Annotated in this window: 22 protein-coding genes; 14 read left to right on the forward strand and 8 right to left on the reverse strand. The window is 74.4% G+C overall.

Annotated elements, in window-relative coordinates:
• Window positions 1-14: 14 nt before the first annotated feature.
• Together ACWPWV_RS08615 and ACWPWV_RS08620 are read left to right on the forward strand one after the other, a co-directional pair.
• Entirely contained in the window at window positions 15-512 is a 498-nt protein-coding gene (locus ACWPWV_RS08615; RefSeq protein ID WP_454042509.1) for a VOC family protein, read from the forward strand.
• A gap of 87 nt (window positions 513-599) precedes the next feature.
• Complete coding sequence (locus ACWPWV_RS08620; protein ID WP_454042510.1) at window positions 600-764, forward strand: hypothetical protein; 165 nt, start codon at window positions 600-602, stop codon at window positions 762-764.
• Window positions 765-850: 86 nt separating this feature from the next.
• Here ACWPWV_RS08620 and ACWPWV_RS08625 read toward each other — a convergent pair whose 3' ends face one another.
• The 3 genes from ACWPWV_RS08625 to ACWPWV_RS08635 form a co-directional block, all read right to left on the reverse strand.
• A complete protein-coding gene (locus tag ACWPWV_RS08625) occupies window positions 851-1,645 on the reverse strand; it encodes a uracil-DNA glycosylase (RefSeq protein WP_454042511.1) in 795 nt (264 codons plus the stop codon).
• A gap of 162 nt (window positions 1,646-1,807) precedes the next feature.
• On the reverse strand, window positions 1,808-3,148 hold the full coding sequence (locus ACWPWV_RS08630) for a multidrug effflux MFS transporter (RefSeq protein ID WP_454042512.1): 1,341 nt from the start codon (window positions 3,146-3,148) through the stop codon (window positions 1,808-1,810).
• 80 nt (window positions 3,149-3,228) lie between these two features.
• On the reverse strand, window positions 3,229-4,014 hold the full coding sequence (locus ACWPWV_RS08635; RefSeq protein ID WP_454042513.1) for an LLM class F420-dependent oxidoreductase: 786 nt from the start codon (window positions 4,012-4,014) through the stop codon (window positions 3,229-3,231).
• A 118-nt stretch (window positions 4,015-4,132) separates the two neighbouring features.
• Here ACWPWV_RS08635 and ACWPWV_RS08640 point away from each other — a divergent pair, with 118 nt between their 5' ends.
• Together ACWPWV_RS08640 and ACWPWV_RS08645 are read left to right on the forward strand one after the other, a co-directional pair.
• Entirely contained in the window at window positions 4,133-4,822 is a 690-nt protein-coding gene (locus ACWPWV_RS08640) for an LmeA family phospholipid-binding protein (protein ID WP_454042514.1), read from the forward strand.
• Window positions 4,823-4,888: 66 nt separating this feature from the next.
• Window positions 4,889-6,076 carry a DNA glycosylase AlkZ-like family protein gene (locus ACWPWV_RS08645; RefSeq protein ID WP_454042515.1) on the forward strand — a complete coding sequence of 396 codons (1,188 nt, stop codon included), beginning with the start codon at window positions 4,889-4,891 and terminating at the stop codon, window positions 6,074-6,076.
• Here the strand turns inward: ACWPWV_RS08645 and ACWPWV_RS08650 are convergent.
• Window positions 6,073-6,876, reverse strand: a complete 804-nt coding sequence (locus tag ACWPWV_RS08650) for a CPBP family intramembrane glutamic endopeptidase (protein ID WP_454042516.1) — start codon at window positions 6,874-6,876, stop codon at window positions 6,073-6,075. The two genes, ACWPWV_RS08645 and ACWPWV_RS08650, sit on opposite strands and share 4 nt — an antisense overlap.
• Window positions 6,877-6,992: 116 nt before the next feature.
• Between ACWPWV_RS08650 and ACWPWV_RS08655 the strand changes: the two genes are divergently transcribed.
• The 6 genes from ACWPWV_RS08655 (at window position 6,993) to ACWPWV_RS08680 (ending at window position 13,378) form a co-directional block, all read left to right on the forward strand.
• The gene (locus ACWPWV_RS08655) at window positions 6,993-8,309 is read left to right on the forward strand and encodes an FAD-binding protein (RefSeq protein WP_454042517.1); all 1,317 of its coding nucleotides are present in this window, start codon (window positions 6,993-6,995) and stop codon (window positions 8,307-8,309) included.
• A 165-nt stretch (window positions 8,310-8,474) separates the two neighbouring features.
• A complete protein-coding gene (locus ACWPWV_RS08660) occupies window positions 8,475-10,073 on the forward strand; it encodes a sodium-dependent transporter (RefSeq protein ID WP_454042518.1) in 1,599 nt (532 codons plus the stop codon).
• Window positions 10,070-10,237, forward strand: a complete 168-nt coding sequence (locus ACWPWV_RS08665; RefSeq protein WP_454042519.1) for a methionine/alanine import family NSS transporter small subunit — start codon at window positions 10,070-10,072, stop codon at window positions 10,235-10,237. Before ACWPWV_RS08660 ends, ACWPWV_RS08665 begins: the two co-directional genes overlap by 4 nt.
• A 190-nt stretch (window positions 10,238-10,427) precedes the next feature.
• On the forward strand, window positions 10,428-11,378 hold the full coding sequence (locus ACWPWV_RS08670) for an ABC transporter substrate-binding protein (protein ID WP_454042520.1): 951 nt from the start codon (window positions 10,428-10,430) through the stop codon (window positions 11,376-11,378).
• Window positions 11,379-11,525: 147 nt separating this feature from the next.
• Window positions 11,526-12,593 (forward strand): amino acid ABC transporter permease, encoded by a 1,068-nt coding sequence (locus ACWPWV_RS08675; protein ID WP_454042521.1) that lies wholly within the window; start codon window positions 11,526-11,528, stop codon window positions 12,591-12,593.
• A 20-nt stretch (window positions 12,594-12,613) separates the two neighbouring features.
• On the forward strand, window positions 12,614-13,378 hold the full coding sequence (locus ACWPWV_RS08680) for an amino acid ABC transporter ATP-binding protein (RefSeq protein WP_454042840.1): 765 nt from the start codon (window positions 12,614-12,616) through the stop codon (window positions 13,376-13,378).
• A gap of 80 nt (window positions 13,379-13,458) precedes the next feature.
• Here ACWPWV_RS08680 and ACWPWV_RS08685 read toward each other — a convergent pair whose 3' ends face one another.
• Window positions 13,459-13,665, reverse strand: coding sequence for a hypothetical protein (locus ACWPWV_RS08685; protein WP_454042522.1), 207 nt, complete (start codon window positions 13,663-13,665; stop codon window positions 13,459-13,461).
• Between the two features lie 151 nt (window positions 13,666-13,816).
• Between ACWPWV_RS08685 and ACWPWV_RS08690 the strand changes: the two genes are divergently transcribed.
• Entirely contained in the window at window positions 13,817-14,257 is a 441-nt protein-coding gene (locus tag ACWPWV_RS08690; RefSeq protein ID WP_454042523.1) for a hypothetical protein, read from the forward strand.
• A gap of 2 nt (window positions 14,258-14,259) precedes the next feature.
• Here ACWPWV_RS08690 and ACWPWV_RS08695 read toward each other — a convergent pair whose 3' ends face one another.
• Window positions 14,260-14,886 (reverse strand): hypothetical protein, encoded by a 627-nt coding sequence (locus ACWPWV_RS08695; protein ID WP_454042524.1) that lies wholly within the window; start codon window positions 14,884-14,886, stop codon window positions 14,260-14,262.
• Between the two features lie 399 nt (window positions 14,887-15,285).
• Here ACWPWV_RS08695 and ACWPWV_RS08700 point away from each other — a divergent pair, with 399 nt between their 5' ends.
• Both ACWPWV_RS08700 and ACWPWV_RS08705 read left to right on the forward strand, forming a co-directional pair.
• Window positions 15,286-17,064: a PP2C family protein-serine/threonine phosphatase gene (locus ACWPWV_RS08700; protein ID WP_454042525.1), complete on the forward strand. Its 1,779-nt coding sequence runs from the start codon at window positions 15,286-15,288 to the stop codon at window positions 17,062-17,064.
• 76 nt (window positions 17,065-17,140) lie between these two features.
• The gene (locus tag ACWPWV_RS08705; protein WP_454042526.1) at window positions 17,141-20,878 is read left to right on the forward strand and encodes a TM0106 family RecB-like putative nuclease; all 3,738 of its coding nucleotides are present in this window, start codon (window positions 17,141-17,143) and stop codon (window positions 20,876-20,878) included.
• On the opposite strand, the gene ACWPWV_RS08710 is transcribed toward ACWPWV_RS08705, so the two are convergent.
• Together ACWPWV_RS08710 and cspE are read right to left on the reverse strand one after the other, a co-directional pair.
• Window positions 20,875-21,594, reverse strand: a complete 720-nt coding sequence (locus ACWPWV_RS08710; protein WP_454042527.1) for a hypothetical protein — start codon at window positions 21,592-21,594, stop codon at window positions 20,875-20,877. The two genes, ACWPWV_RS08705 and ACWPWV_RS08710, sit on opposite strands and share 4 nt — an antisense overlap.
• Window positions 21,595-21,833: 239 nt before the next feature.
• Window positions 21,834-22,037, reverse strand: a complete 204-nt coding sequence (gene cspE / locus ACWPWV_RS08715; protein ID WP_047231069.1) for a transcription antiterminator/RNA stability regulator CspE — start codon at window positions 22,035-22,037, stop codon at window positions 21,834-21,836.
• Window positions 22,038-22,717: 680 nt separating this feature from the next.
• Here cspE and ACWPWV_RS08720 point away from each other — a divergent pair.
• Window positions 22,718-23,968, forward strand: a complete 1,251-nt coding sequence (locus ACWPWV_RS08720; protein ID WP_454042528.1) for a branched-chain amino acid ABC transporter substrate-binding protein — start codon at window positions 22,718-22,720, stop codon at window positions 23,966-23,968.
• The last annotated feature ends 30 nt before the right edge of the window (window positions 23,969-23,998 follow it).

Genomic DNA, 23,998 nt, shown 5'->3' on the forward strand with positions numbered 1-23,998 from the left:
GACTGTACGTCACGATGAGAAACAAGCAGGCTGTATGTAAATGGCGACCGGGCTCCGGCCCGGCACGACGCGAGGAGACGACCGTGCGCATCACGAGCTGGTACCCGGTGATCATGACCGGTGACGTCGCGGCTACCGCGGCGTTCTACGTCGACCACCTGGACTTCCGTCCGCTCTTCACCAGCGGCTGGTACGTGCACCTGCAGTCGGTGCACGACGAGTCCGTGAACCTCGCGGTGCTCGACGGCGACCACGAGACGATCCCCGAGAGCGGCCGCGGTCGCGCGGGCGGGCTGCTGCTCAACCTCGAGGTCGAGGACGTCGACGCGGTGCACGCCCGCCTCGTCGCCGCCGGCCTGCCGATCCTGCGGTCGCTGCGCGACGAGGCGTTCGGCCAGCGGCACTTCATCACGGCCGACCCGAACGGTGTCCTCCTCGACGTCATCACGCCGATCCCGCCGACGGGTGAGTTCGTCGAGCAGTACGACGCGTCGTCGCTGCCGACGGCGTGACGCTCCCGATGTCACGAACGGGCGTCGTGGCCGTCCCTCCCGTGGGGGCAGGCAGGCGACACGACGGTCCGGTCGAAGGAGAGCAGCATGGCAGCAGCATCGTCCCCGCTCGAGCGTGAGCTGCGGCGCATGGAGGTCATCGAGCGCCGCGAGCAGCTCCGGCTCGTCGGCCGGGTCGCGCCGCGCGTCGTGCAGCGTCGCCGGTGGGCCGACGCGCCGCGCCGCCAGTCGCCGGTGACCGCCTCCCGCTGACCGGCACCGAGCGCCGCACCCTGCGCGAGCGATGCGTGCCCGCGCGAACGATGCGTGCAGGGACGCAGCTCTCGCGCGGAGACGCGTCAGTCGCGCGGGGCGTCGGGCGACGCGAGCGCGGCGAGCTCCTGCGCCCGGAGCAGCACGGCGTCGAGCATGTCGGGCGTGAGCCGTCCCGTGAAGGTGTTCTGCTGGCTCACGTGGAAGCACCCCAGGAGGGTGAGCGTCCGCTCCGGGGCCGTGCTCGCGCCGTCGGGCACCGGTGCACGACGCCGCAGCGTCACCTCCGCACCGTGCGCGAACCGGGGGCGGGGGCGCGGGACCTCCCAGCCCTGCTCGGCGAGCGTCGCGAGCAGGGCCTGCCAGCCGAACCCGCCGAGCACGACGGCGACGCGGACGGACGCGTCGAGCAGCTCGAGCTCGCGCGCGAGGTACGGGCCGCAGCGCTGCCGCTCCACGGGGAGCGGCTTGTTGTCGGGCGGTGCGCACCGGACGGGCGCGGTGACGCGGACGCCCGCGAGGCGCAGGCCGTCGTCCGCGCTCACGGAGACGGGCTGGTTCGCGAGGCCCGTGCGGTGCATCGCCGCGAAGAGGAAGTCCCCGCTGCGGTCGCCGGTGAACATGCGCCCCGTGCGGTTCGCCCCGTGCGCGGCGGGCGCGAGCCCGACGACGAGGATCCCCGGACGGTCGTCGCCGAAGCTCGGTACCGGCCGGGCCCAGTACTCCTCGTCGCGGAACGCGGCGCGCCGCACGTCGGCGACGTGCTCGCGCCACGCCACGAGGCGCGGGCAGGCGCGGCAGCCGACGAGGTGCGCGTCGAGATCGTCGAGCGTCGCGGCGTCGCGGACCGCGCGGGGGTAGGCGTCGTCGTCGGGCGTCACCGTCCCATCCTCCGCCGAGGACGCCCTTCCGCGCCGGACGTGCCCTCGCACCCAGCTCGCCCGCCCGCCGAGCACGACCTGAAGGTCGTCATCGGGCCGGACACGGCCGTCAGGTCGTGCTCGGCAGCGAGCAGGGACGTGCTCGACGCCAGGCGTCCGGCGTCAGGCGTCGACCCGCGCGACCGCGGGTGCCGGGGCCGCGGGGAGCACCTCGGCGGTGTCCTCCGTGGTGTCGGGCGGCGCGGCGGCGAACGTCCGCCGCACGGCGAGGAGCACCACCCCGGCGACGGTGACGACGCCGAACATCACGGCCGCCATGGTCACGGCGGGCGACCCGCCGAGCAGGCCGGTGACCGGCGCGACGACCGCCCCGACCCCGAACTGCGCCGCCCCGATGAGCGCCGCGGCGCTGCCCGCCCGGTGCGCGTTGCGCTCGAGCGCGATCGCCGGCACGGACGGCATGACGAACCCCGCCGTGCCGAGCGTGAGCACGATGAGCGGGACGAGCACACCGAGCCCGCCGCCGGCGAGCGCCGCGACCAGGAGCGCCCCCGACAGCACGAAGCCCGCGGCGACCGCCGCCTGGAGGATGCGCTCGGGCGCGACCCGCCCCACGAGGGCGCCGTTGATCTGCGACCCGGCGGTCACGGAGACCGCTCCCGCGCCGAACACGAGCGCGTACTGCTGGGCGGACATCCCGAACGTCTCCTGGAAGACGAACGTCGACGCGGAGATGTACGTGAACATCGCCGCCATGTAGAACCCGGCGATGAGGGCCAGCCCGACGAACGACCAGTCGGAGAGCAGCGACCCGTACGAGCGCAGCGCCGCGGACGTGCCTCCGGTCCGCCGGCGCTCGGCGGGCAGCGACTCCCGCAGGCGCAGCAGCACGACGACGAACAGCGCCACCCCGACGGCGGCGAGCGCGACGAACATCGACCGCCAGGTCCACAGGTGGAGGAACTGGGCGCCGATGGTCGGCGCGAGGATCGGCGCGACGCCGACGACGAGCATGAGGCGCGCGATGACCTTGCCGATGCGGTAGCCGTCGAACAGGTCGCGCACGATCGCCATCGACAGGACCATCCCCGCCGCGGCGGACAGGCCCTGGACGAACCGCAGGCCGGTCAGTGCCTCGACCGACCCGGCGAACACGATCCCGACCGACGCCGCGACGTACACCGCGAGCGACACGAGCAGGGGACGGCGCCGTCCGAGCGCGTCCGACATCGACCCGATGAGCAGCTGCCCGAGCGCGAGGCCGGCGAGCGTCGCGGTGAGCGTGAGCTGCACGCGCGACGCGGTGGTGCCGAGCTCGTCGACGATCTCGGGGAACGCGGCGAGGTAGAGGTCGATCGTCAGGGGGCCGACGGCGGTCAGGGCCGACAGCAGGATCACGAGGCCCGCGGGGATCCTCTGGTCGCGGGGGAGCCGGGTGCGGCGAGCGGGTGCCGTCGCGGCGGCGGCGTCGGGGGTCGTCGACGCGGGGGGTTCGGAAGGCATGTGAACGGCAACCGTGATCGCGCACGACGTGTTCCCGCACGCCGTACGCGATCACGTGCTGAGACGGCCGCGCGGTCGGGTCAGCCCTGCGCGTCGCGCCAGTCGACCCACTGCTTGGTGAGCGCGAGGTCGTAGTCGGGGCCGTCCGTGTCCGTCGTGAACAGGGTCGCGCCGGCGGCGACGAGCTCGTCCGCGACCTCGCTCGGGGGCCGGGAGACGCCGATCGACCGCTCGACGAGCGCCCCGGTGTCGCGTCCGACGGCCGTGCCGTGCTCGTCGAGGATCGCGCTCTTGCGCGCGAGGGTCGACGCGTCGCCGAAGGAGTGCCACACGTCGGCGTGCTCGGCCACGAGACGCAGCGTCTTCTTCTCGCCGCCGCCCCCGATCAGCACGGGGATCTCGCGCGTCGGGGCGGGGTTCTTCGCGGCCCAGCGCGCCCGGATGCGGGGGAGGGCGTCCGCCAGGTCGGCGATGCGCGAGCCCGCGGTCCCGAACTCGTAGCCGTACTCGGCGTAGTCGCGCTCGAACCAGCCCGCGCCGATCCCGAGGACCAGCCGGCCGCCGGAGATGTGGTCGACCGTGTGCGCCATGTCGGCGAGCAGGTCCGGGTTGCGGTAGCTGTTGCACGTCACGAGCGCGCCGATCTCGACGCGCTCGGTCTGCTCGGCCCACGCCGCGAGCATCGTCCAGCACTCGAAGTGCTTGCCGTCCGGGTCGCCGCTGAGCGGGAAGAAGTGGTCCCAGTTGAAGATCACGTCGACGCCCAGGTCCTCCGCGCGCAGCACGGCGTCGCGGATCTGGGCGTAGTCGGCGTGCTGCGGCTGGATCTGGACGCCGATGCGGAAGGGGTGCTGCGAAGAGGTCATGGGCGGCAATCTACGTCGGCGCCGAGCACGACGCCGCCCGCGGTCGAGAACGACCTGAAGGACGCGAAGCGCCCCAGAACGACCGTCATGTCGTGCTCGGCGGACCTAGGGTGGGCGCATGAAGCGCCTCGTGGGGGTCCTGGTCGTGCTCGTCGTCCTCGTCGGTGTCGCCGTGGTCGTGGACCGGGTGGCGCTCCGGTCGGCCGAGAGCGGGGCCGTCACGGCGTTCGAGCAGGAGGCCGACGACGTCACCGGCGCGCAGATCGACATCACCGGGTTCCCGTTCCTCACGCAGGTCGCGCGCGGCGAGCTCTCGCACGTCACGGGCTCGGCGGACTCGGCGACCTTCGCCGGCTACGCCATCACGGACCTCCAGGTCGACGCGCGCGGCGTGGGGACGTCGGAGCCGTACACGGTCGCGTCGGGCACCGCGTCGGGCGTCCTCGCGGCGTCGTCGCTGCAGGAGGCCGTGCAGGAGCAGTCCGACCTGGACGTCACGGTCGCCGCCGACGGCGACGTGCTCGCCCTCGGGGTCGAGGTGCTGGGCCTGCCCGTCACCGTCGACGTCACGCCGCGCGTCTCCGGTCCCGAGACGCTCGCCGTCGACGTCGAGGCGGTCCGGACCGGGCTCGGCGTCGTGTCGGTCGACGACCTCCCGGCGGGGGTCTCCGGTGCGCTCACCGACCTGCAGATCGCGCTCGACCTGCCCGACGGCGTCGCGCTCGACTCGGTCGCCGTCGCCGACGGCGGTGTCCGGGTCGCGGTCACGGGGACCGACGTCGTCGCCACGGACCTCGTCGCGTCATGAGGCCGTCGTGAGCCCGTCCGTGAGCCCGTCCGCGAGCCCGTCCGTGAGCCCGTCCGTGAGCCCCGCGTGAGCCCGGTCCGCGAGCGCCGACCCGCGCCGGGGACGCCCCCGGTCGACGGCGACCGTGTGCGCGCCGCGCGCCTCGCCGCGCCCCGGCTGCGGTCGCCCGACCTGCCGGACGTCGCGGGCGCCGTCGGGCACCTCGTGGCCGCGCAGGGCCAGGAGTTCCACCCCGCGCTGTGGGGGCTCGCGCGCCGGCTCGACCCGGCGGCGCGGCCGGGCGCCGAGGGCGCCGTCGCGGCGTGCGACCGGGGCGAGGTCCTGCGCACGCACGTCCTGCGTCCCACGTGGCACCTCGTGGGGCCCGACGACGCGCGCTGGCTGCTCGAGCTCAGCGCGCCGCGCGTGCACGGGACCAACGGGACGATGTACCGGCAGGTCGGCACGGCGGACCACGGGCATCGGCGCGACCTCGTCGTCGCGGCGGTCCAGGACCGCCCGCGCACCCGTCGCGAGCTCGCCGCCCTCCTCGGGGAGAGCGGCCTCGCGCTGGACGGCATGGCCCTCGGGTACGTCCTCATGGCGGCGGAGCTCGACCGCGAGGTGATCAGCGGCCCGGTGCGGGGCAGGCAGCAGACCTACGCCGCCTTCGACGACCGGGTGCCCGCCGGGTACGGGCCGCTCGGCGCGAGGTTCGACCGCGACGCGGCGCTCGTCGAGCTCGTCCGCCGCTACCTCGCGAGCCGGGCGTACGCGACGGTCAAGGACGTCGCGCAGTGGTCGGGTCTCACGCTCACGGACGTGCGTCGCGCGCTGGACCTGCTCGGCGAGGACGTGGTCGCCGTCCCGGGGGCGGGGACGCTCGACGGCCTCGTGCTGTGGCGCGTCGCCGACGACGCCGCGGGCTCGCGCGTGCTCGATCCCGGGCGGTACGCCCCGCCCGTCGACCCGTCGCGACCGGTGGTCGACCTCCTGCAGAGCTACGACGAGCTGTTCATGTCCTACGGAGAGAGTCGCGGCGTCGTCGTCGCGCCCGGCGTCGACCTGGGCGACCGGCTCGGGTCGTTCATCCACGGGCTGGCCGTCGACGGCGTGGCCGTCGGACGGTGGCGGTGGGTCGTCGGCGCGCGGGACGTGGCCGTCGAGGCGCAGTGGCGTCGGGATCCCACCCCGGCGGAGCTCGCGGCATTCGGCGCTCAGGCCGACGAGGTGGCGACGCACTGGGGTCTGCCGCTGCGGCCGCCGGCGTCCTAGGGCCGGGTCACGAGGTGGATCACCACGGCCGTGAGCACGACGACGCCGACGTACACCGCCATGCCGACCGGTGCCGTGACCGCGAGCAGCGCGAGCGCGGTGTTGCCCGCGAGGTGCAGCACCACGGCGGCGGGGACGCCGCCGTGCAGCCGCTCGGTGACGAACCAGTACGTCGACGACATCGGCACCATCGCGACGAGGAACAGCACCGTCTCGACGGGTCCGAGCGTGGACTGCCACGTCCCGTCCAGCAGGAACAGCGGCAGGTGCCACACGGACCACACCGCGCCGAGCAGCGCCGACGCGGCGAGCGGCGAGAGGCGACGACGCAGGCGCGGCTGGGCGTACCCGCGCCACCCGAGCTCCTCGGCCAGCGGCCCGGCGACGAGCGAGAACGCGGCGAACGCCAGCAGGCCGCCCGCGCCGGCGACGACGCGCGCGGCCTCGGACAGGTCGACGGACGGCCCGCCGAGCAGCGGGGTGACGGCTGCCGTCACCACGGCGGGAGCGACCCCGAGCCCGACCGCCGCCGGGAGCCATCGCCCGGCCGCTCCCCAGCGGAGCGAGCTCGGGGTGCGTCGACCCGTGGCGGCGAGGAGCAGGGCGGCGAGGCTCGGGCCGCAGCCGCCGAGCGCGTAGAGCGCGAACGTCAGCGGGTCGTCGACGTCCCCGCCCGTCGCCAGCGCGGCCGCCCACGGGCCCCAGCTCAGCCCGAACGCGAGGAGCCAGAAGACGGGCAGGCCGCCCCGGACCTGGGGGAGCCGAGCGGCAGGGCGGCCCGGAGCCGTCGTCGTCGTCATGCCCCGATCCAACCGAGCCGCGCGACGCACCGGACCCCGGTGCGCACCCGTCCTGGGGTGGGGACAACCCCCGTCCGCGCCGTCTCGGTGCACCGCCGCATGGCAGGGTGGTCCCCGTGACGACGACGCCGACGACCCGCACGAGCCGCAGCGCGAACTGGGCGGGAAACCTCACGTACTCCGCGACGCGGACCGTGCGCCCGACGACGCCCGACGAGCTCGCCGAGGTCGTCCGCACCTCGCCGCGGGTCAAGGCGCTCGGCTCACGGCACTCGTTCGACGACGTCGCCGACACGACCGGGACGCACGTCGTGCTCGACGCGTACGACGACGGCCGCCCGCCCGTCGAGGTCGACCCCGCCAGCGGCGTCGCGTCGATCGCCGCCGGGCTGCGCTACGGCGACGTGACGCGCCACGTCCAGGGTGCCGGCCGTGCGCTGGCCAACCTCGCGTCGCTGCCGCACATCTCCGTCGCGGGATCGGTCGCCACGGCCACCCACGGGTCGGGCGACGGGGTGGGATCGCTCGCGAGCGCCGTCGTCGGGGTCGAGCTCGTCACGGGCGACGGCGAGCGGCGCGTCGTGCGCCGCGGCGACGCCGACTTCCCGGGCACCGTCGTGGCGCTGGGCGCCCTCGGGGTCGTCACGCGCCTCGAGCTCGAGACGGAGCCGACGTTCGACGTCCGCCAGGACGTGCACCTCGGCCTGTCGTGGGACGCGATCACCGGGCACCTCGACGAGATCACGGGCTCCGCGTACTCCGTGAGCCTCTTCACCGACTGGGGTCCCGACGGCGCGCAGCAGGTCTGGCGCAAGACCCGCCTCGTGCCCGGTGACGAGGGGGCGGCACCCGGGGACTTCTTCGGGACGCGGCTCGCGACGGCGCCCGTCCACATGCTCGACGGCATCGACCCGGTGCACTGCACGCCCCAGCTCGGTGCGACCGGGCCGTGGAACGAGCGCCTGCCGCACTTCCGCCTCGACTTCACGCCGAGCAACGGCGAGGAGCTGCAGTCGGAGTACCTCGTGCCCCGCGAGCACGCGCTCGCGGGCGTCGCGGCGCTGCGGGCGCTCGGTCCGCGGATCGCGCCCCTGCTCCAGGTCTCGGAGATCCGGACCGTCGCCGCGGACCCCGAGCCGTCGTGGCTGAGCCCGTTCGACCGTCCCACGGTCGGGTTCCACTTCACGTGGAGGCACGCGCCCGACGACGTCGCGCGCCTCCTGCCCGAGGTCGAGGCCGCGCTCGCCCCCCTCGGCGCGCGCCCCCACTGGGGCAAGCTCTCGCACGCGGTCGCCGGCGGGGCGGCCCCGGAGGCGCTCGCGGCCGTGGCGGCGGCGTACCCCCGGCTCGCCGACCTCCGGTCCCTCGCCGAGCGCCTCGACCCCGCGGGGCGCTTCCGCGGAGGCTTCGTCGAGCGGCTGCTCGCCCTCTGAGCGGGCCGTCCGCGCGAGCAGTCCTGCGCCCGGCCCCCCTCGCGCGCGTGGCGCGTCCCGGTTCGCGCCCGACCGGACCCCTCGGTACGGTCGACGCGGAAGATCCGGCCCGCCGTCGTGCCTCCGGGGCGACGCGCGAGCCACGGCACGGCACCGAGGAGACCTGTGACAGCGACACCGAGCACCACGGGCGGGGCGCCCGCCCCGGAGGCGCCGCGCGAGGAGTGGACCGGCCAGGTCGGCTTCATCATCGCGGCGATCGGCTCGGCCGTCGGGCTGGGCAACATCTGGCGCTTCCCGGGCGTCGCGTACGAGAACGGCGGCGGCGCGTTCCTCGTGCCCTACCTGATCGCCCTGCTCACCGCCGGCATCCCGATCCTGTTCCTCGACTACGCGCTCGGGCACCGCTTCCGCGGCTCCGCGCCGACCGCGTTCCGTCGTGTCGCGCGCTGGCTCGAGGGCCTCGGCTGGTTCCAGGTGATGATCTGCTTCGTCATCGCGGTCTACTACACCGCGGTCATCGCGTGGGCGCTGAGCTTCTTCGTCTTCTCCTTCGACCTGCGCTGGGGCGACGACCCGGCCGCGTTCTTCACGGGCGAGTACCTGCAGCTCGCGGACCCCGGCATCTCCCTCGACTTCGTCCCGGCCGTGCTGATCCCGCTCGTGCTCGTGTGGGTCGTGACGATCGCGGTCCTGGCGGCCGGCGTCGCGAAGGGCGTCCAGCGCGCGAACACCGTGTTCCTGCCGCTGCTCGTCGTCGCGTTCCTCGTGCTCGTCGTGCGCTCGCTCTTCCTCGAGGGCGCGGCCGACGGCCTGGACGCCCTCTTCACGCCCAACTGGGCCGCGCTCGGCGACGCGAACGTGTGGATCGCCGCGTACAGCCAGATCTTCTTCTCGCTCTCGGTCGCGTTCGGGATCATGATCACCTACGCGTCGTACCGCAAGCGCCGGGCCAACCTCACGTCACCGGGCCTCGTCGTCGCGTTCTCCAACTCGTCGTTCGAGATCCTCGCGGGCATCGGCGTGTTCGCGACGCTCGGCTTCCTCGCGCACGAGGAGGGCATCGGCGTCGGCGAGCTCGAGGGCATCTCGGGGCCGATCCTGTCGTTCGTGACGTTCCCCGCGATCGTCTCCGAGATGCCCGGCGGCCCGTTCTTCGGCGCCCTGTTCTTCGGCTCGCTCGCGATGGCGGGCTTCACGTCGCTGCTGTCGATCCTCCAGGTGGTCTCCGCGGCGTTCCAGGAGAAGTTCGGCTGGTCGCCGCGCGGGGCGGCGGTGCGGGTCGGCGTCGTGAGCGCCGTCGTGTCCGTCCTCCTGTTCTCCACGACGACCGGCCTCATCGCGCTCGACACCGCGGACCAGTGGGCCAACAACATCGGCATCGTGGCGTCCGCCGTCCTCACGACGATCCTCGTCGTGTGGGTCCAGCGCCGCGGTGAGGAGCTGCGGTACCACCTCAACGCGGTCTCGACGTTCCAGGTCGGCCGGTGGTGGGTGTGGCTCGTCGGCCTCCTCGCGCCCGTGGTGCTCGGCTACATGCTCGTGTCGCGCATCGTCACGCTCCTGACCGACGGGTACGAGGGGTACCCGGCCTGGTACCTCGCGGTCTTCGGGTGGGGCGCGGTCCTGCTCATCGTCGTCGGCGCGGCGGTGCTCACCGCGATGCGCTGGCGGCGCAGCCCCGACGAGTTCGCGGCCTGGCCGCCGTACCCGCCGGAGCGGGCGACGTCGTCCCGCCGCACCGAGCCGGAGGTGACCCGATGAGCACGGAGGCGATCATCCTGCTGGTGCTCGCGATCGTCGTGGTGTGGGGCGGGCTCGTGGCGAGCACGCTCGCCCTGCGCGCGCGCCCGGAACGGACCGAGTTCCCGCCCGGCGGGGAGGACGACCGGCGCGAGGACGCGGCGCCCCTCGAGCGCGACACGTAGAACCTGCCGGTGCGGCGGGTGCGCCGGTTTGGCACGGGGGGCCACTCTCCCGCACACTCGTCCCCTGGTGCTGCGCACCGCCGGGTCCTCTGTTCCCCGTACGTCTCCCGCTCCGGGTGCTGACGTAACACGACGGAGACGATCGGTGAATACGCTGCCCCTGCCCGGCCCACCCCCGATCGGAGACCTCATGCGAACGGCTCAGCGCAAGCTCCCCCTCACCGGACTCGTCGCGCTCACGGCGACGACCGCCCTGCTCCTCACCGCGTGCACCGACGCGTCCCAGACCGGGACCGACGGCGGCACCGCGGGCACCGACGGCGAGTCCAGCGCCGCGCCGTCGTTCGACCCGTCGACGATCGAGGTCGACGACGCGGCCGCGGCCCTGCTCCCCGAGGACGTCGCGTCCGCGGGCGTGCTCACCGTCGGCTCCAACACGGAGTACGCGCCGGCCGAGTTCATCGGCGAGGACGGGCAGACGCCGGTCGGCTTCGACATCGACACCATCAAGGCCGTCGGCGCGACGCTCGGCCTCGAGGTCGAGATCCAGTCCGCCGACTTCCCGGCGATCATCCCCGCGCTCGGCACCAAGTACGACGCCGGCATCTCCTCCTTCACGATCACGGAGGAGCGCATGCAGGAGTCGAACATGATCGCGTTCCTCAACGCCGGCTCGGCCTACGCGGTGGCGGCGGGCAACCCGGACGACATCGACCCGGAGAACCTGTGCGGCGTCACGGTCGCGGTCCAGACGGGCACGATCCAGGACGAGGACATCGCCCTGCAGAGCGAGGAGTGCGAGGCCGCCGGCGAGGAGGCCATCGACATCCTCCAGTACGAGTCGCAGGCCGACGCGACGACGAACCTCGTCGGCGGCAAGGCGCAGGTCATGTACGCCGACTCCCCGGTCGCGGGCTACGCGATCGAGCAGACCGGCGGCCAGATCGAGCAGCTCGGCGACGTGTTCGACGCCGCGCCGCAGGGCATCGTCGTCGCCAAGGACGCGACCGACCTCGCCGCCGCGATCCAGGCGGCGCTCCAGACGCTCATGGACGACGGCACGCTCGCCGAGATCCTCGGCGCGTGGGGCTCCGAGGACGCCGCGCTCGACACGGCCGAGATCAACCCGTCGGTCGGCTGACCCCGTCCTGAGACGGTACTGACCCGCCGGTCGCGGGCACCCGACGACGTCGGGGCCCGCGACCGGCACACCTGGTCGTCGGCGGGCGCGAGGACGCACCCGCCTGCGGCAGCTCGGTGACCCGAGCCCGAACCCCGAGGTGGACCCATGGCCCTGCCCGGACCGAACGCACCCCACGGCACCGACGACGCGTCGTCCGGCACGTCGCCGGACCCGTCGCCCGACCGCACGAGCGACCCCTCGAACGACCCGGTCCCCGACCGGATCCACGCCCGCCCGGTGCCGCGGCCCGGCCGGTGGATCTCCGCCGTCGTGCTGCTCGTCCTCGCGGCGATGGCGGTGCACGGCCTCGTGACGAACGAGAAGTTCCGCTGGGACGTCGTGTGGCTGTACCTGCGCGACGTCAACGTCGTCCGCGGCGTCGGCTGGACCCTGGTCCTGACGTTCGGCTCGATGGTCATCGCCATCGTGCTCGCCGTCGGCCTCGCGGTGATGCGGCGCTCCGACAACCCCGTGATGCGCTCGGTGAGCTGGGCGTACATCTGGTTCTTCCGCGGGACGCCGATCTACACGCAGCTCGTGTTCTGGGGACTTCTCGCGGTGCTCTACCCGCGGCTCAGCCTCGGCGTCCCGTTCGGGCCCGAGTTCTTCGAGTTCCGCACGCAGGACGTCATCACCGCCTTCTGGGCCGCGCTCTTCGGCCTCGCGCTCAACGAGGCGGCCTACCTCGCGGAGATCGTGCGCGCGGGACTCGGGTCCGTCGACCCGGGGCAGAGCGAGGCGGCGCGGGCGCTCGGCATGAAGGACCGCAAGATCCTCACGCGCGTCGTGCTGCCGCAGGCGATGCGCGTCATCGTGCCGCCCACGGGCAACGAGACGATCTCCATGCTCAAGACGACGTCCCTCGTGCTCGCGGTGCCGTTCACGCTCGACCTCACCTACGCGACCAACGCGATCGGCAACCGCACGTTCCTGCCCATCCCGCTCCTCATGGTCGCGGCGCTCTGGTACCTGCTCATCACGAGCATCCTCATGGTCGGCCAGTACTACATCGAGCGCTACTACGGCCGCGGGTTCGGTGACCAGGCCTCGGGTGCCCGACGGCGCGGGGGCGGCCCGGGCGGGCGACGGCGCCGGGGCAGGCCCAGCAAGCAGGAGCTCATCGCGGCCTCCCGCACGACCAAGGACGACCCCTTCCTGGAGGTGACCCCGTGAGCGCCACGGACGACGAGCCGATGGTGCGGGTCGAGGGCCTGCACAAGATGTTCGGCGACCTGCACGTCCTGCGGGGCGTCGACCTCGAGGTGCCCCGGGGGTCGGTGTGCGTCGTGCTCGGGCCCTCGGGCTCCGGCAAGTCCACGCTCCTGCGGTGCGTCAACGAGCTCGAGGAGATCACGGGCGGACGCATCCACGTCGCCGGCGAGCTCATGGGCTACCGCGAGGTGACCAAGAACGGGCGGACGGTGCTCCACCGCCTCCACCCGAAGGTCGTCGCGCGCCAGCGCGCGCGCATCGGCATGGTGTTCCAGCGCTTCAACCTGTTCCCGCACATGACGGCGTTGGAGAACGTCATGGAGGCACCCGTGCAGGTCCGCGGCCTGAGCAGGGCGCAGGCGCGGGCTCGCGCGAACGAGCTGCTCGAGCGCGTCGGGCTCGCGGACCGCGCCGACCACTACCCGGCGCAGCTCTCGGGCGGGCAGCAGCAGCGCGTCGCGATCGCGCGGGCGCTCGCGATGGACCCCGAGCTCATGCTGTTCGACGAGCCGACCTCCGCGCTCGACCCCGAGCTCGTCGGCGAGGTCCTGTCCGTCATGCGGGACCTCGCCCGCTCGGGCATGACGATGATGGTGGTCACGCACGAGATCGGGTTCGCGCGCGAGGTGGCGGACACCGTCGTCTTCATGGACGAGGGCGCCATCGTCGAGCAGGGGACCCCGGAGCAGGTGCTGGGCGACCCGCAGCACGAGCGCACGAAGGGGTTCCTCGCGCACGTCCTGTAGCGGTCCGCACCGAGACCGACCCGAGCGCACCGGGAGCGACCTCCGAGGGTCGACGCCGCGGCGCCCGGGTCGGTCTCGCGTCAGGAGGCGCGGCGGCGCGGGAGGACGGGGACGTCCTCCGAGGGGACTATCCGGGGGTCGAGGCCGACCGGTCGGGCGACCGTCACCATCTCCCCGCTCAGTGCCCTGCCGAGGTGCAGGAGCGGGAGCTGGTGCTCGTGCTCGACGACGAGGGCGTCGAAGATCGGGGTCTCGCTGTCAGATGTGGAGGTGGTGGAACGGCGCACCCCACAACCTTCGGTGACGCGCGTGAAGACCGCGACCGGAACGCGTGACGTGTCCGTGACGACGTCGTGCGTGCGCGGGGTCGGGTGGCGGACCGTGCCGTCCCGCGGTTCGATGAGTCGTCCCCGAGTCCGGGATCTCCGGGAGGGTCCGATGAGCCTCGCCCCGATAGTCCACGAGCTGCGTCTCGCGTGCCCGGTCGGCACCGCGTTCGACACCTACGCGCTGCGCATGAGCGAGTGGTGGCCCCGGCAGTACACGGCGCACGCCGAGACGTTCTCCGGCCTGGCCGTCGAGCCGGCGGTGGGCGGCCGGATCGTCGCCTCGTACGGTGCGGTCGAGCAGGAGTGGGGACGCGTCACGCTCTGGGAGCCGACGGCGCACCTCGCCCACACCGTCACGCTCGCGCAGCCGTCGGGCGGGGGGTCGCTCGTGCGGGTGGACCTGCGCCCGACACGTCACGGCACCGCCGTCCGTGTCGAGCACGGCGGCTGGGCGCAGGGGACCGAGCACGTCCGCGCCCGGTTCACCGACTGGCCGCTCATCCTCAGCCGGTACGCGTTCCTCGCGGAGCACCCCCACCCGGAGAAGTGACGTCAGCCCCAGCTCCCGAGATCCCCCCAGGACCAGCCGGAGTCCTCGCCGTCCTGGTCGTCGTTGCCGTTCCCGTTCCCGCCGCCCTGGTCGCGCTCCTGGTCCTCCCGCTCGCGCCGGTCCTGCTCCGCCTTCGTGTCGTCGAGCTCCTTCTGGCGGGCGGCCGCGTCCTCCTCGGCCTTCGCCACCGCGGCCTCGCGCTCGGCGAGGCCGGACTGGGCGGCGTCGACCTCGGCGCGCTGAGCCTCCAGGTCCGCGCGCTCGGTCTCGAGCTGCTCCCGCTCCGCCTCCACCTCCGCCTGCACCCGTTCCGCCTCGGCCGTCGCCTCCTGCGCGGCGCCCTGCGCGGACAGCGTGAGGCCGATGCCGACGAGCAGACCGAGGGCCAGGCCCGCGAGCCCGAACGCGCTCGGCACGAGCCAGCGCCGTCCTCGGTCGGGGGCGTGGTGGTCGTCGTCGGCCGCCGGGAGCGACAACGGGCCGAGCGGTCCGGCCGCAGCCCGTGGGGCGGCCGCGGGCGCCGGGCCGACCGGGCGGATCGGGCCGACCGGGCCGACCGTCCCGACCGGGACGGCCGCCGGCCGGGGCGCCGGCGTCGCGGAGAGGCCGGCGAGGCTCGGCAGGACCATCGTGGAGCTCGCGACCGGGTGGGCGCGTCGTCCGCGACGACGGGCACCGGGCCGGACGAGCGCTCACGCAGCGACCGCCGGCTCGGCGGGAGGTCTGCCGGTGCGGGCACCGGGGCGGGCGGGGCCGGGGCCTCGTCGACCCAGAACACCCAGCCGGGCGGGGCGGGCGGCCACGACGGGTCCGGGTGCCAGTCGGTCGTCGGCGTGAAGCCTGGCGGGACCGACCAACCAGGGGGCGGTGTGAACCGCACGGCCATGGGACCTCCTTCGACGGGCGCCGGTCGGCGCGATCGACGGGAACACTATGCTGCAGGGGGCTTCCGCGGGACGAATCGCCCGTTCCGCCGCGGTGGCCGCCAGGATGCCGTCCTGAGTGCGCGGACCGCCTAATCTTGCGCGATGAGACCCGACTGGTTCGCGCGCGCGACCGCGACCACGAGCACGGGCTCCCTCGCCGGGGAGGTCGACTGGTCCGCCACGCCCCTCGGCCGGCCCTCCACGTGGCCCCACGGGCTCCGGGCGGCGTTCGTGCTGTGCTTCAGCACCCGCTTCCCCGTGATGCTGACGTGGGGGCCCGAGCTGACGATGATCTACAACGACGGCTACCGGGAGATGCTGGGCCGGGACAAGCACCCGGCCGCCATGGGAGCGCCCGCCCGCACGGTGTGGGGGGAGATCTGGGACGACATCGGGCCGCTCTTCACGACCGTGCTGGCGTCGGGCCGTCCGACCTGGACCGTCGACGCGAAGCTCCTCATGGAGCGCTCCGGCTACCTCGAGGAGACCTACTTCACGTTCTCCTACAGCCCGCTGGAGGACGACGACGGCGTCGTGCGCGGCGTGCTCGACATCGCCACGGAGACGACGGACCGCGTGGTCGACCGTCGCCGGATGCTGCTCCTGAGCCGGTTGTCGCTCGCGCTGCAGGACCGCGCGCACCGGGTCGACGAGCTGGCCCGGACCTTCGTCGACGAGGTCGCCTCGAGCGCCGACCTCGTCGGGGCGGAGGTGTGGGCGCGCAGCGCGGAGGGCGCGGACGTCGTCCTCCTCGCGGCGACGGCGGAGCGGCCCGCCGCCTACCGGGCGCCGTCACCCGACCCGGCTCGCACGGCCACGGGCCCGTTGCGCGCGACCGCGCTCGAGGTGCTGGAGGACGGGGTCGCGCGCACGCTCGGGGCGACGCTCGTCGCGCCCCTGCACGGGCCGGGGACCGCAGCGCCGCTCGGCGTCGTCGTGCTGGAGGCGGTGCGGACGCGCCCGGTCGACGCCGCCGCGCTCGACTTCCTGCGCCTGGTCGCCGCGGCCCTCGCGACGGCGGTGCGCGACCGGGTGACGCACGAGCGCGAGGTCCGCGAGGCGCGCGCCGCGAGCGAGGCCTTCCAGCTCGCGATGCTGCCCCCGCAGCTCTCCACCTCGCGGTGGACGACGCGCTACCAGCCCGCCGACGAGCGGTACGCGGTGGGCGGCGACTGGTACGACGTCGTGCCGCTCGGACCAGGGCGCTGGGGCCTGCTCGTCGGCGACTGCGTCGGTCACGGCCTGCACTCCGCCGCCCTCATGGGCCAGCTCCGCAGCGCGGGGCGCGCGCTGCTGCTCGACGACCAGGGGCCCGCGGCTACGCTCGCCGCGCTCGACCGGTTCGCCGACGAGCTGCCGGGCGCCGAGTACGCGACCGTCCTGTGCGGCGTCGTCGACGAGACCACGGGCACGCTCACCTGGTCGACGGCGGGCCACCCGCCCGGTCTGCTCGTGCGCGACGGGGCGGCGCGCTGGCTCGCCGGGGGCCGGGGCGCCCCGCTCACCCTGGCGACGTCCGCGGGCCGCACGGAGACGAGCACCGCGCTCGAGGCGTCCGACGTGCTCGTCCTCTACACCGACGGGCTCGTCGAGCGTCGGGGCGAGAGCCTGCGCGAGGGGCTCGCGCGGCTCGCGTCGGTGGCGTCGCGCGTCGTGCGCGACCGCCCCACCGCCGCGGTCGCGGACGCGCTCCTCGCCGAGCTCGTCGGGGACGCCGCGCGCGACGACGTGGCGCTCGTCGTGTACGCGGCGCCGGCGAGGACAGCGCGCGACGGAGCCGGGCACGCCCCGGGCGAGAGGCGCTCCGCGACCTGGTCCGCGACCCGTGCGCAGAGCGTCGAGGACTCCGAGGTGCCGGACCGCGTGGGTGGCCGCTGGTAGAACGGCAGGAGCCGGGGACACCGGCTCGCCGGCCGGCCGTCGGCCACGTCGGCGCCGTCCGAGCGCGGAGGTGCGCGTGTTCCTGGTCGACGAGCCCGCGAGCGGCGTGGTGCCGGGCGCTGCACCGGTGACCGGGGTGACGACGCCCGCCCTCGTGCACTCCGCGAGCGACCTGGTCGTCGCCGCGGCGTGCGAGTACCGGCTCCTGAGCCGGCTCGACGAGCAGCTGGGCCGGTCGCCCCGCCGCGAGCACGCCCAGGACCTCATGCTCGAGCGCGCCGCGGTGCTCGGGCGACGCCACGAGGACGCCGTCCTCGCCGACCTCGAGGCGCGCCACGGCTCGTACGACCCCGCGACCGGTCGCGGGGTGCTGAGGCTCGAGCCGCCGCGCCACGGCTCCTGGGACGAGCTCGTCGCGGCGCACGACCGCACGCTCGCCGCCGTCGAGGCCGGCGCGGACGTCGTGCACCAGGCGGCGTTCTTCGACGGCACGTTCCACGGCCGGGCCGACTTCCTCGTCCGGACGTCGGAGACCGACGACGCCGGCGACGCCCGGGGACCCGGGAGGCCGGCGCGGTACGCCGTCATGGACGCGAAGCTCGCGCGCCGCGCGAAGGTGCCCGCCCTGCTCCAGCTCGCGGCGTACGCCGACCAGCTCCTGGCGGCGGACGTCCCCGTGGCCCCCGAGGTCGTGCTCGTCCTCGGCACGCGCGCGCGCAGCACCCACCGCCTCGCGGACCTCCTGCCCGTGTACCGCGCGCGGCGGGACAGGCTGCGGCACCTCACCGCGACGCACCTCGCGCGCGACGGGCGCGCGCCCTGGGACGACCCGGACGTCCACGCGTGCGGGCGGTGCGACGCGTGCCGGGAGCAGGTCGAGTCCCGGCGAGACGTCCTGCTCGTCGGCGGCGTCTACGAGCGGCAGCGCACGCTCCTGAACGCCGCGGGCATCCGGACCGCCGAGCAGCTCGCGGCCGCGACGGAGCCGCCGGAGGGGATGTCCGCGTCGTCGTTCGCGCGCGCCCGCGACCAGGCCGCGCTCCAGCTCGGCACCGGGACGCCCGACGGGACCGTCGTGTGGGCCGACGCGTCCGGTCCGCGCGAGCTCTCGTGGCGCATCGACGACCCCGCGCCCGTCCACGCCCTCCCCGAGCCCAGTCCCGGCGACCTCTTCTTCGACTTCGAGGGCGACCCCCTGTGGGTCGACGCCGACGGCGAGAGCTGGGGTCTCGACTACCTCTTCGGCTGGGTCGAGAGACCGGCGGGACCCGGCGAGCCACCGCCCTTCCACGCCCTCTGGGCGCACGACCTCGCGTCCGAGCGAGACGCGCTCGTCGCGTTCGTCGACCACGTCACCGCACGCCGGCGCGAGCACCCCGACCTGCACGTCTACCACTACGCCGACTACGAGAAGGCCCACCTGCTCTCCATCGCCGCGCGCCACGGCGTGTACGAGGAGGAGGTCGACGACCTGCTGCGCGACGGCGTGCTCGTCGACCTCTACGCCGTCGTGCGACCGGCGCTGCGCATCTCCGACCCGTCACGGTCGCTCAAGAAGCTCGAGCCGCTGTACATGGGCGACGAGCTCCGCAGCGGCGACGTCAAGGACGCCGCCGCGTCGATCGTCGCGTACGCCGAGTACACCGCGCTGCGGGACGCCGGCCGGCACGAGGAGGCCGACGAGCTGCTCCGCGGGATCGCGGACTACAACCGGTACGACTGCGTGTCGACGTGGCGGTTGCTCGAGTGGTTGCGGTGGGCCGTCGGTCGTCCCGGTCCCGGTCCCGGTCCCGGTCCCGGTGCCGAGGTCGTGGTCGGGTCGGGTTCGGGCGTCGCCCCGGTCGGTCCCGTGGGGACGACGGCGGGCGGTGAGCCCGGGGTGAAGGAGGCTGCGCTCGCGCTCGAGGCGGAGATCCGGGGGGTCGTGGGGGAGGACCGCGCCGGGCGGGACGCGTCGGTCCAGGCGCTCGCGCTGTACGGGGCCGCCGTCGGGTACCACCGGCGGGAGGCGAAGCCGTTCTGGCAGGAGCACTTCTCGCGGCTCGCGCTGCCGGTCGACGAGTGGCTCGGGCGCAGGAACGCGTTCCGTGTGGAGCGTGCCGAGGTCGTGGGCGACTGGGAGGTGGAGCCCGGCCGCACGACGTGGTCGCGTCGGGTCGAGCTCGTCGGGCGGCTGCCCGAGGGCACCGACCTGCGTGCCGGTGTCTCGACCTACGTGCTCTACGACCCGCCGCTGCCGCCCTGCGCGCGGACCTCCGCGGACGGCGTGCGCGGCTGGCTGACCGGCGGATCGATCCTCGGTGGCGACCGGCGCAGCACGGACGCGGGGGAGCGGGACGTGCTGCTCGTGCGAGAGCGGCTGCCCCGCGGCGCGGAGCCGTTCCCGATGCTGCCCACGGCGCTGACGCCGGCGCCCGGGCCCGGCACCAAGCCGCTCGAGGCCGCCCTGGCGACGGCGGCACGACGCGCGCTGGGGACGTGGCGCGCGACCGGTGGGTTGCCGCTCGACGCCGCGTCCGACCTGCTGCTGCGCCGTCCACCACGGCTCGTCGGGTCCGGTGCGCTGCCGAGGCCGGTCGACGACGACGTCGTCACGGCGATCACCGCCGCCGTCGAACGCCTCGACCGGTCGTACGTCGCGGTCCAGGGACCGCCGGGGACGGGCAAGACGCACGTCGGGTCGCACGTCGTCGCGCGGCTCGTCGAGCGCGGGTGGCAGGTGGGTGTCGTCGCGCAGTCGCACGCCGTGGTCGAGAACATGCTGTCCGCGGTGGTCGGGAAGGCGGGTGTGCCCGCGGGGATCGTCGCGAAGAAGCTGTCGGGCGACGGCCCGTCGCCGACGGCCGTGTGCGCGGAGCTGGACGGCGCCGCGCTCGCGGCCTTCGCCGCCGAGCCCGGCCCGCGGGTCGTCGGCGGCACGGCGTGGGACTTCGCGGCCGAGCGGCTGCCCGAGGGCACGCTCGACCTCCTCGTCGTCGACGAGGCGGGCCAGTTCTCGCTCGCCGCGACCGTCGCCGTCGCCCGCGCCGCGCGGAACCTCCTGCTGCTCGGCGACCCGCAGCAGCTGCCCCAGGTGAGCCAGGGCACCCATCCCGAGCCCGTCGACCGCTCCGCGCTCGGCTGGCTCGCCGACGGGCACCGCACCCTCCCCGACGAGCTCGGGTACTTCCTGCCCAGCACGTGGCGCCTGCACCCGCGGCTCGCGGCCGCCGTGTCGACGCTCTCCTACGAGGACCGGCTGCGCGCGCACCCCGTCGCGGCGCGCCGCGTGCTCGACGGCGTTCCTCCCGGGGTCGAGCAGGTCCTCGTCGAGCACGCCGGCAACACCGTCCGGTCGCGCGAGGAGGCCGCGGAGGTCGTCCGGCAGGTCGAGCGGTTCGTCGGGCGGTCGTGGACCACGTCCGTCGACGGCGTCGAGGTGACCCGGCCGCTCGGGCCCGGCGACGTCCTCGTCGTCGCGGCGTACAACGCCCAGGTCTGGGCGGTCCGGTCGGCGCTCGCCGACGCGGGGTACCCCGACGTGCAGGTCGGCACCGTCGACCGCTTCCAGGGCAAGGAGGCGGTGGTCGTCGTCGTGACCCTCGCCGCGTCGTCCGCGCGGGACGCCTCGCGCGGGCTCGGGTTCCTGCTCTCGCGGCACCGCGTCAACGTCGCGGTGTCGCGCGCGCAGTGGGCCGCGGTCGTCGTCCGGTCGCCCGCGCTCACGGACCACGTGCCGAGCTCGCCACGAGGCCTCGAGGAGCTCGGCGCCTTCCTCGCGCTGGGTGCCGCCTCGCCCGTCGTCGCCGACCAGCGGGGCGGCCCGGACCTCTAGAACTCGCCGAAGCCGCCGCCGAAGTCGTCGAACCCGCCCCCGAAGTCGCCGAAGCCGCCGTCCCCGCCGGAGTCCGCACCGGCGTCGGCGCCCGACGCCTCGACGGCGCCCGCGTCGCCGGCACCTGCGTCACCGGCTCCCGTGTCGCCACCCGCGCCCGGGTCCTCGCCCGAGGCCGCCGCAGCGTCCTCCGCGACCGGCTGCGACGGGTCGGCGAACGCAGGGCCGAACATCGCGTTCGCGACGGCCGAGCCGATGACGACACCGGCGACGGTGCCCAGCAGGCTCGAGCCGACCATCGACCCGAACCCCGGCGCGCCGCCCTGCCGGCCCCCGAACGAGCGCTCGAGGGTGCCCGGCTGACGCATCTCGGCGCGCGTCGCCATGCGCGCGAGGTCCTGCGGCGAGTCGGTCGCCGCACGCTCCGCCGGGGGCACCACGGCGCCGAGCTCGGAGAGGACCTGGCGGCGCTGCTCGGGCGTGAGCCGTGCGAACGCCTCCGCGTGCGCCTGCTCGACGGCGTCCGGCGGCGCGGTGCGGAGCATGTAGCGGTAGCGGTCGATCGCGACCTGGTCGGGGGTGCGCTGAGCACCGGGCCCGGACGGCGCGTCGTGCGGGGTGCCGTAGGCGGGGCCGCTCGGCGGGTACTGGGTGGGGTACAGGCTCGGCGGCGCGTCCTGCGGCTCGCGGCCGAGAAGTCGGTCGAGGAATCCCATGTTCGCCCTCCGGGGTCGTCGTGGACGGGCGTCCGCCCGACACCCGGGAAACGAGCGTGGGTCGTGCCGGGTTCCTCCGCACGCCGAGACCGCGCTGGTCGGCCGGTCGGCCCGCGCCACGCCTCGCGCCCGGGGGCTGCTGCGCGGCGCGCCGGGCCCGGACGCACGAGCGCCCCCCGACCCGGAGGTCGAGGGGCACTCGTCAGATCAGCTCACGCGGCCTGACGGCCGCGGGGAGATCAGATCGCGCGGATGTTCTCCGCCTGCGGGCCCTTGGGGCCCTGCGTGACGTCGAACTCGACACGCTGGTTCTCCTCCAGCGTGCGGAAGCCCTGCGACTGGATCGCGGAGTAGTGCGCGAACACGTCGGCCGAGCCGTCCTCGGGGGCGATGAAGCCGTAGCCCTTCTCGCTGTTGAACCACTTCACGGTTCCGGTAGCCATGGTTACTCCTTCAAGAGTGTCAACCTTCACCCCCCACGGTCGCGGGGGCGTACATCACAGGTGTTCGTCGTCAACTCTTGGGGTAACAAGGTCCGCCGGGGCTCCACCCGAGGGTGTCACCTCAGCGCGAGGACAAGCGAGGCACTGCAATCTCGCGCACAACCGTACAGCCTTCGCCCGATCCTGGCTATGGATCTGGGGAGATCTCGTGGTAGCGGTCCCGCACCCCTCGTCGGATCGCGCCGGAGGGCGCAGGAACTGCCCGACGGCAGGCCTCGCGGACGCCGACCGTCCCCGCCGCGACGTCGACGCGGGGCCCGTGGCGCCCGGCCGGCGCGCCCGGTCGGTGCAGGTCGAGGAGTGGTACCGCTGTACCGGCATCGGCTCGAACAGAGACCAGCGCGTTACGAGTCGGTAACAACTGGTGGCCGTCCGCGAAACCCGGCGCGCCTAGGTTCACGGCACCCAGGTACGCGGAGAGCGCCCCCTCCCGCGGATTTGTCGGCCCGGCGGGGCCCGCCGCAGCGCGGGAGCCCCGGGTCGGCACGTCCGAGGTGGGTTTCGGCTGTCGGTGACCTGTGTCACTATTCAGCACGCTATTCAGTGTTGAACTCAGCGATCGACCGTGGAGGCGTGCGGCTCAGGCCACCTCCGCGGGGATCTGGACCACGGAGGTTGGCATGCATCGCACAGCACGACGGGCGAGCGGGGGTGCGGCCCTGCTCCTGGCGGCCACCCTCGTCCTGACCGCCTGCGGACCCCAGTCCCAGGGCGGCGACGACGAGACGACCGGCACCTCGACGGAGACCAGCGACGCGGACTCCGGGGAGCTCGGCATCGTCCCCTCCGTGCAGATCGACATCGACGGCGCGGAGGTCGAGGCCGAGGCGGGCGGCGACGCGGTCGACCCGGCAGGTGACGGCAGCGCCGAGTGCGCCGAGGGCACCTCGATCGCGATGGCCGGTGCCCTCACGGGACCGAACGCCGCGCTCGGCCTCAACATCCTCTACGGCGCCCAGGTCGCCGTCGACGCGTTCAACGAGGCGAACCCGGGCTGCCAGGTCGAGATCAAGCAGTTCGACACCGAGGGCGACCCGCAGAAGGCGACGCAGGTCGCGCCGCAGATCGTCGGCGACGAGAGCGTCATCGGCCTCCTCGGCCCGGCGTTCTCGGGCGAGACGGCCGCGACGGGCGACGTCTTCAACCAGGCCGGTCTGCTGTCCCTCACGGCGTCGGCCACGAACCCCGACCTCACGGCCAACGGCTGGACCAACTTCTTCCGTGGTCTCGCGAACGACGCGGTCCAGGGCCCGTCGGTCGCGAAGTACCTGGTGAACACCCAGGAGTTCGCCAGCGTCTGCGTCGTCTCGGACAACTCCGACTACGGCATCGGCCTCGCCGAGCAGATCACGACCGGTCTCGGCGACGCCGCGAACCCGGACTGCGCCGCCGAGGTCAAGACCGGTGACAAGGACTTCTCCGCAGCGGTCCAGATCATCGCGGGCGCCGACGCGGACGCGGTCTTCTACGCGGGCTACTACGCGGAGGCGGCGCCGTTCGTGCAGGGCCTGCGCGACGGTGGCGTCGAGATCCCGTTCGTCTCGGCGGACGGCACGAACGACCCGCAGTTCGTCGAGCAGGCGGGCGCCGCGTCCGAGGGCGCGATCCTCTCCTGCCCGTGCGGTCCCGCCCCCGAGGACTTCGCGGCCCAGTACGAGGAGTCGGCCGGCCAGGCGCCGGGCGTCTACTCGGTCGAGGGCTACGACCTCGCCACGATCATGCTGACCGGCATCGCGTCGGGCGTCACCGACCGTGCCGCGATGATCGACTACGTCGCGAACTACTCCGGTGAGGGCCTCGCCCGCAACTACGAGTGGGACGACAAGGGCGAGCTCGCCTCCGCCCTGATCTGGATCTACGAGGTCCAGTAGTCCGACGACGACGGGCGCCTCGCCCCGCAC

It is taken from the genome of Cellulosimicrobium sp. Marseille-Q8652, assembly GCF_965112045.1.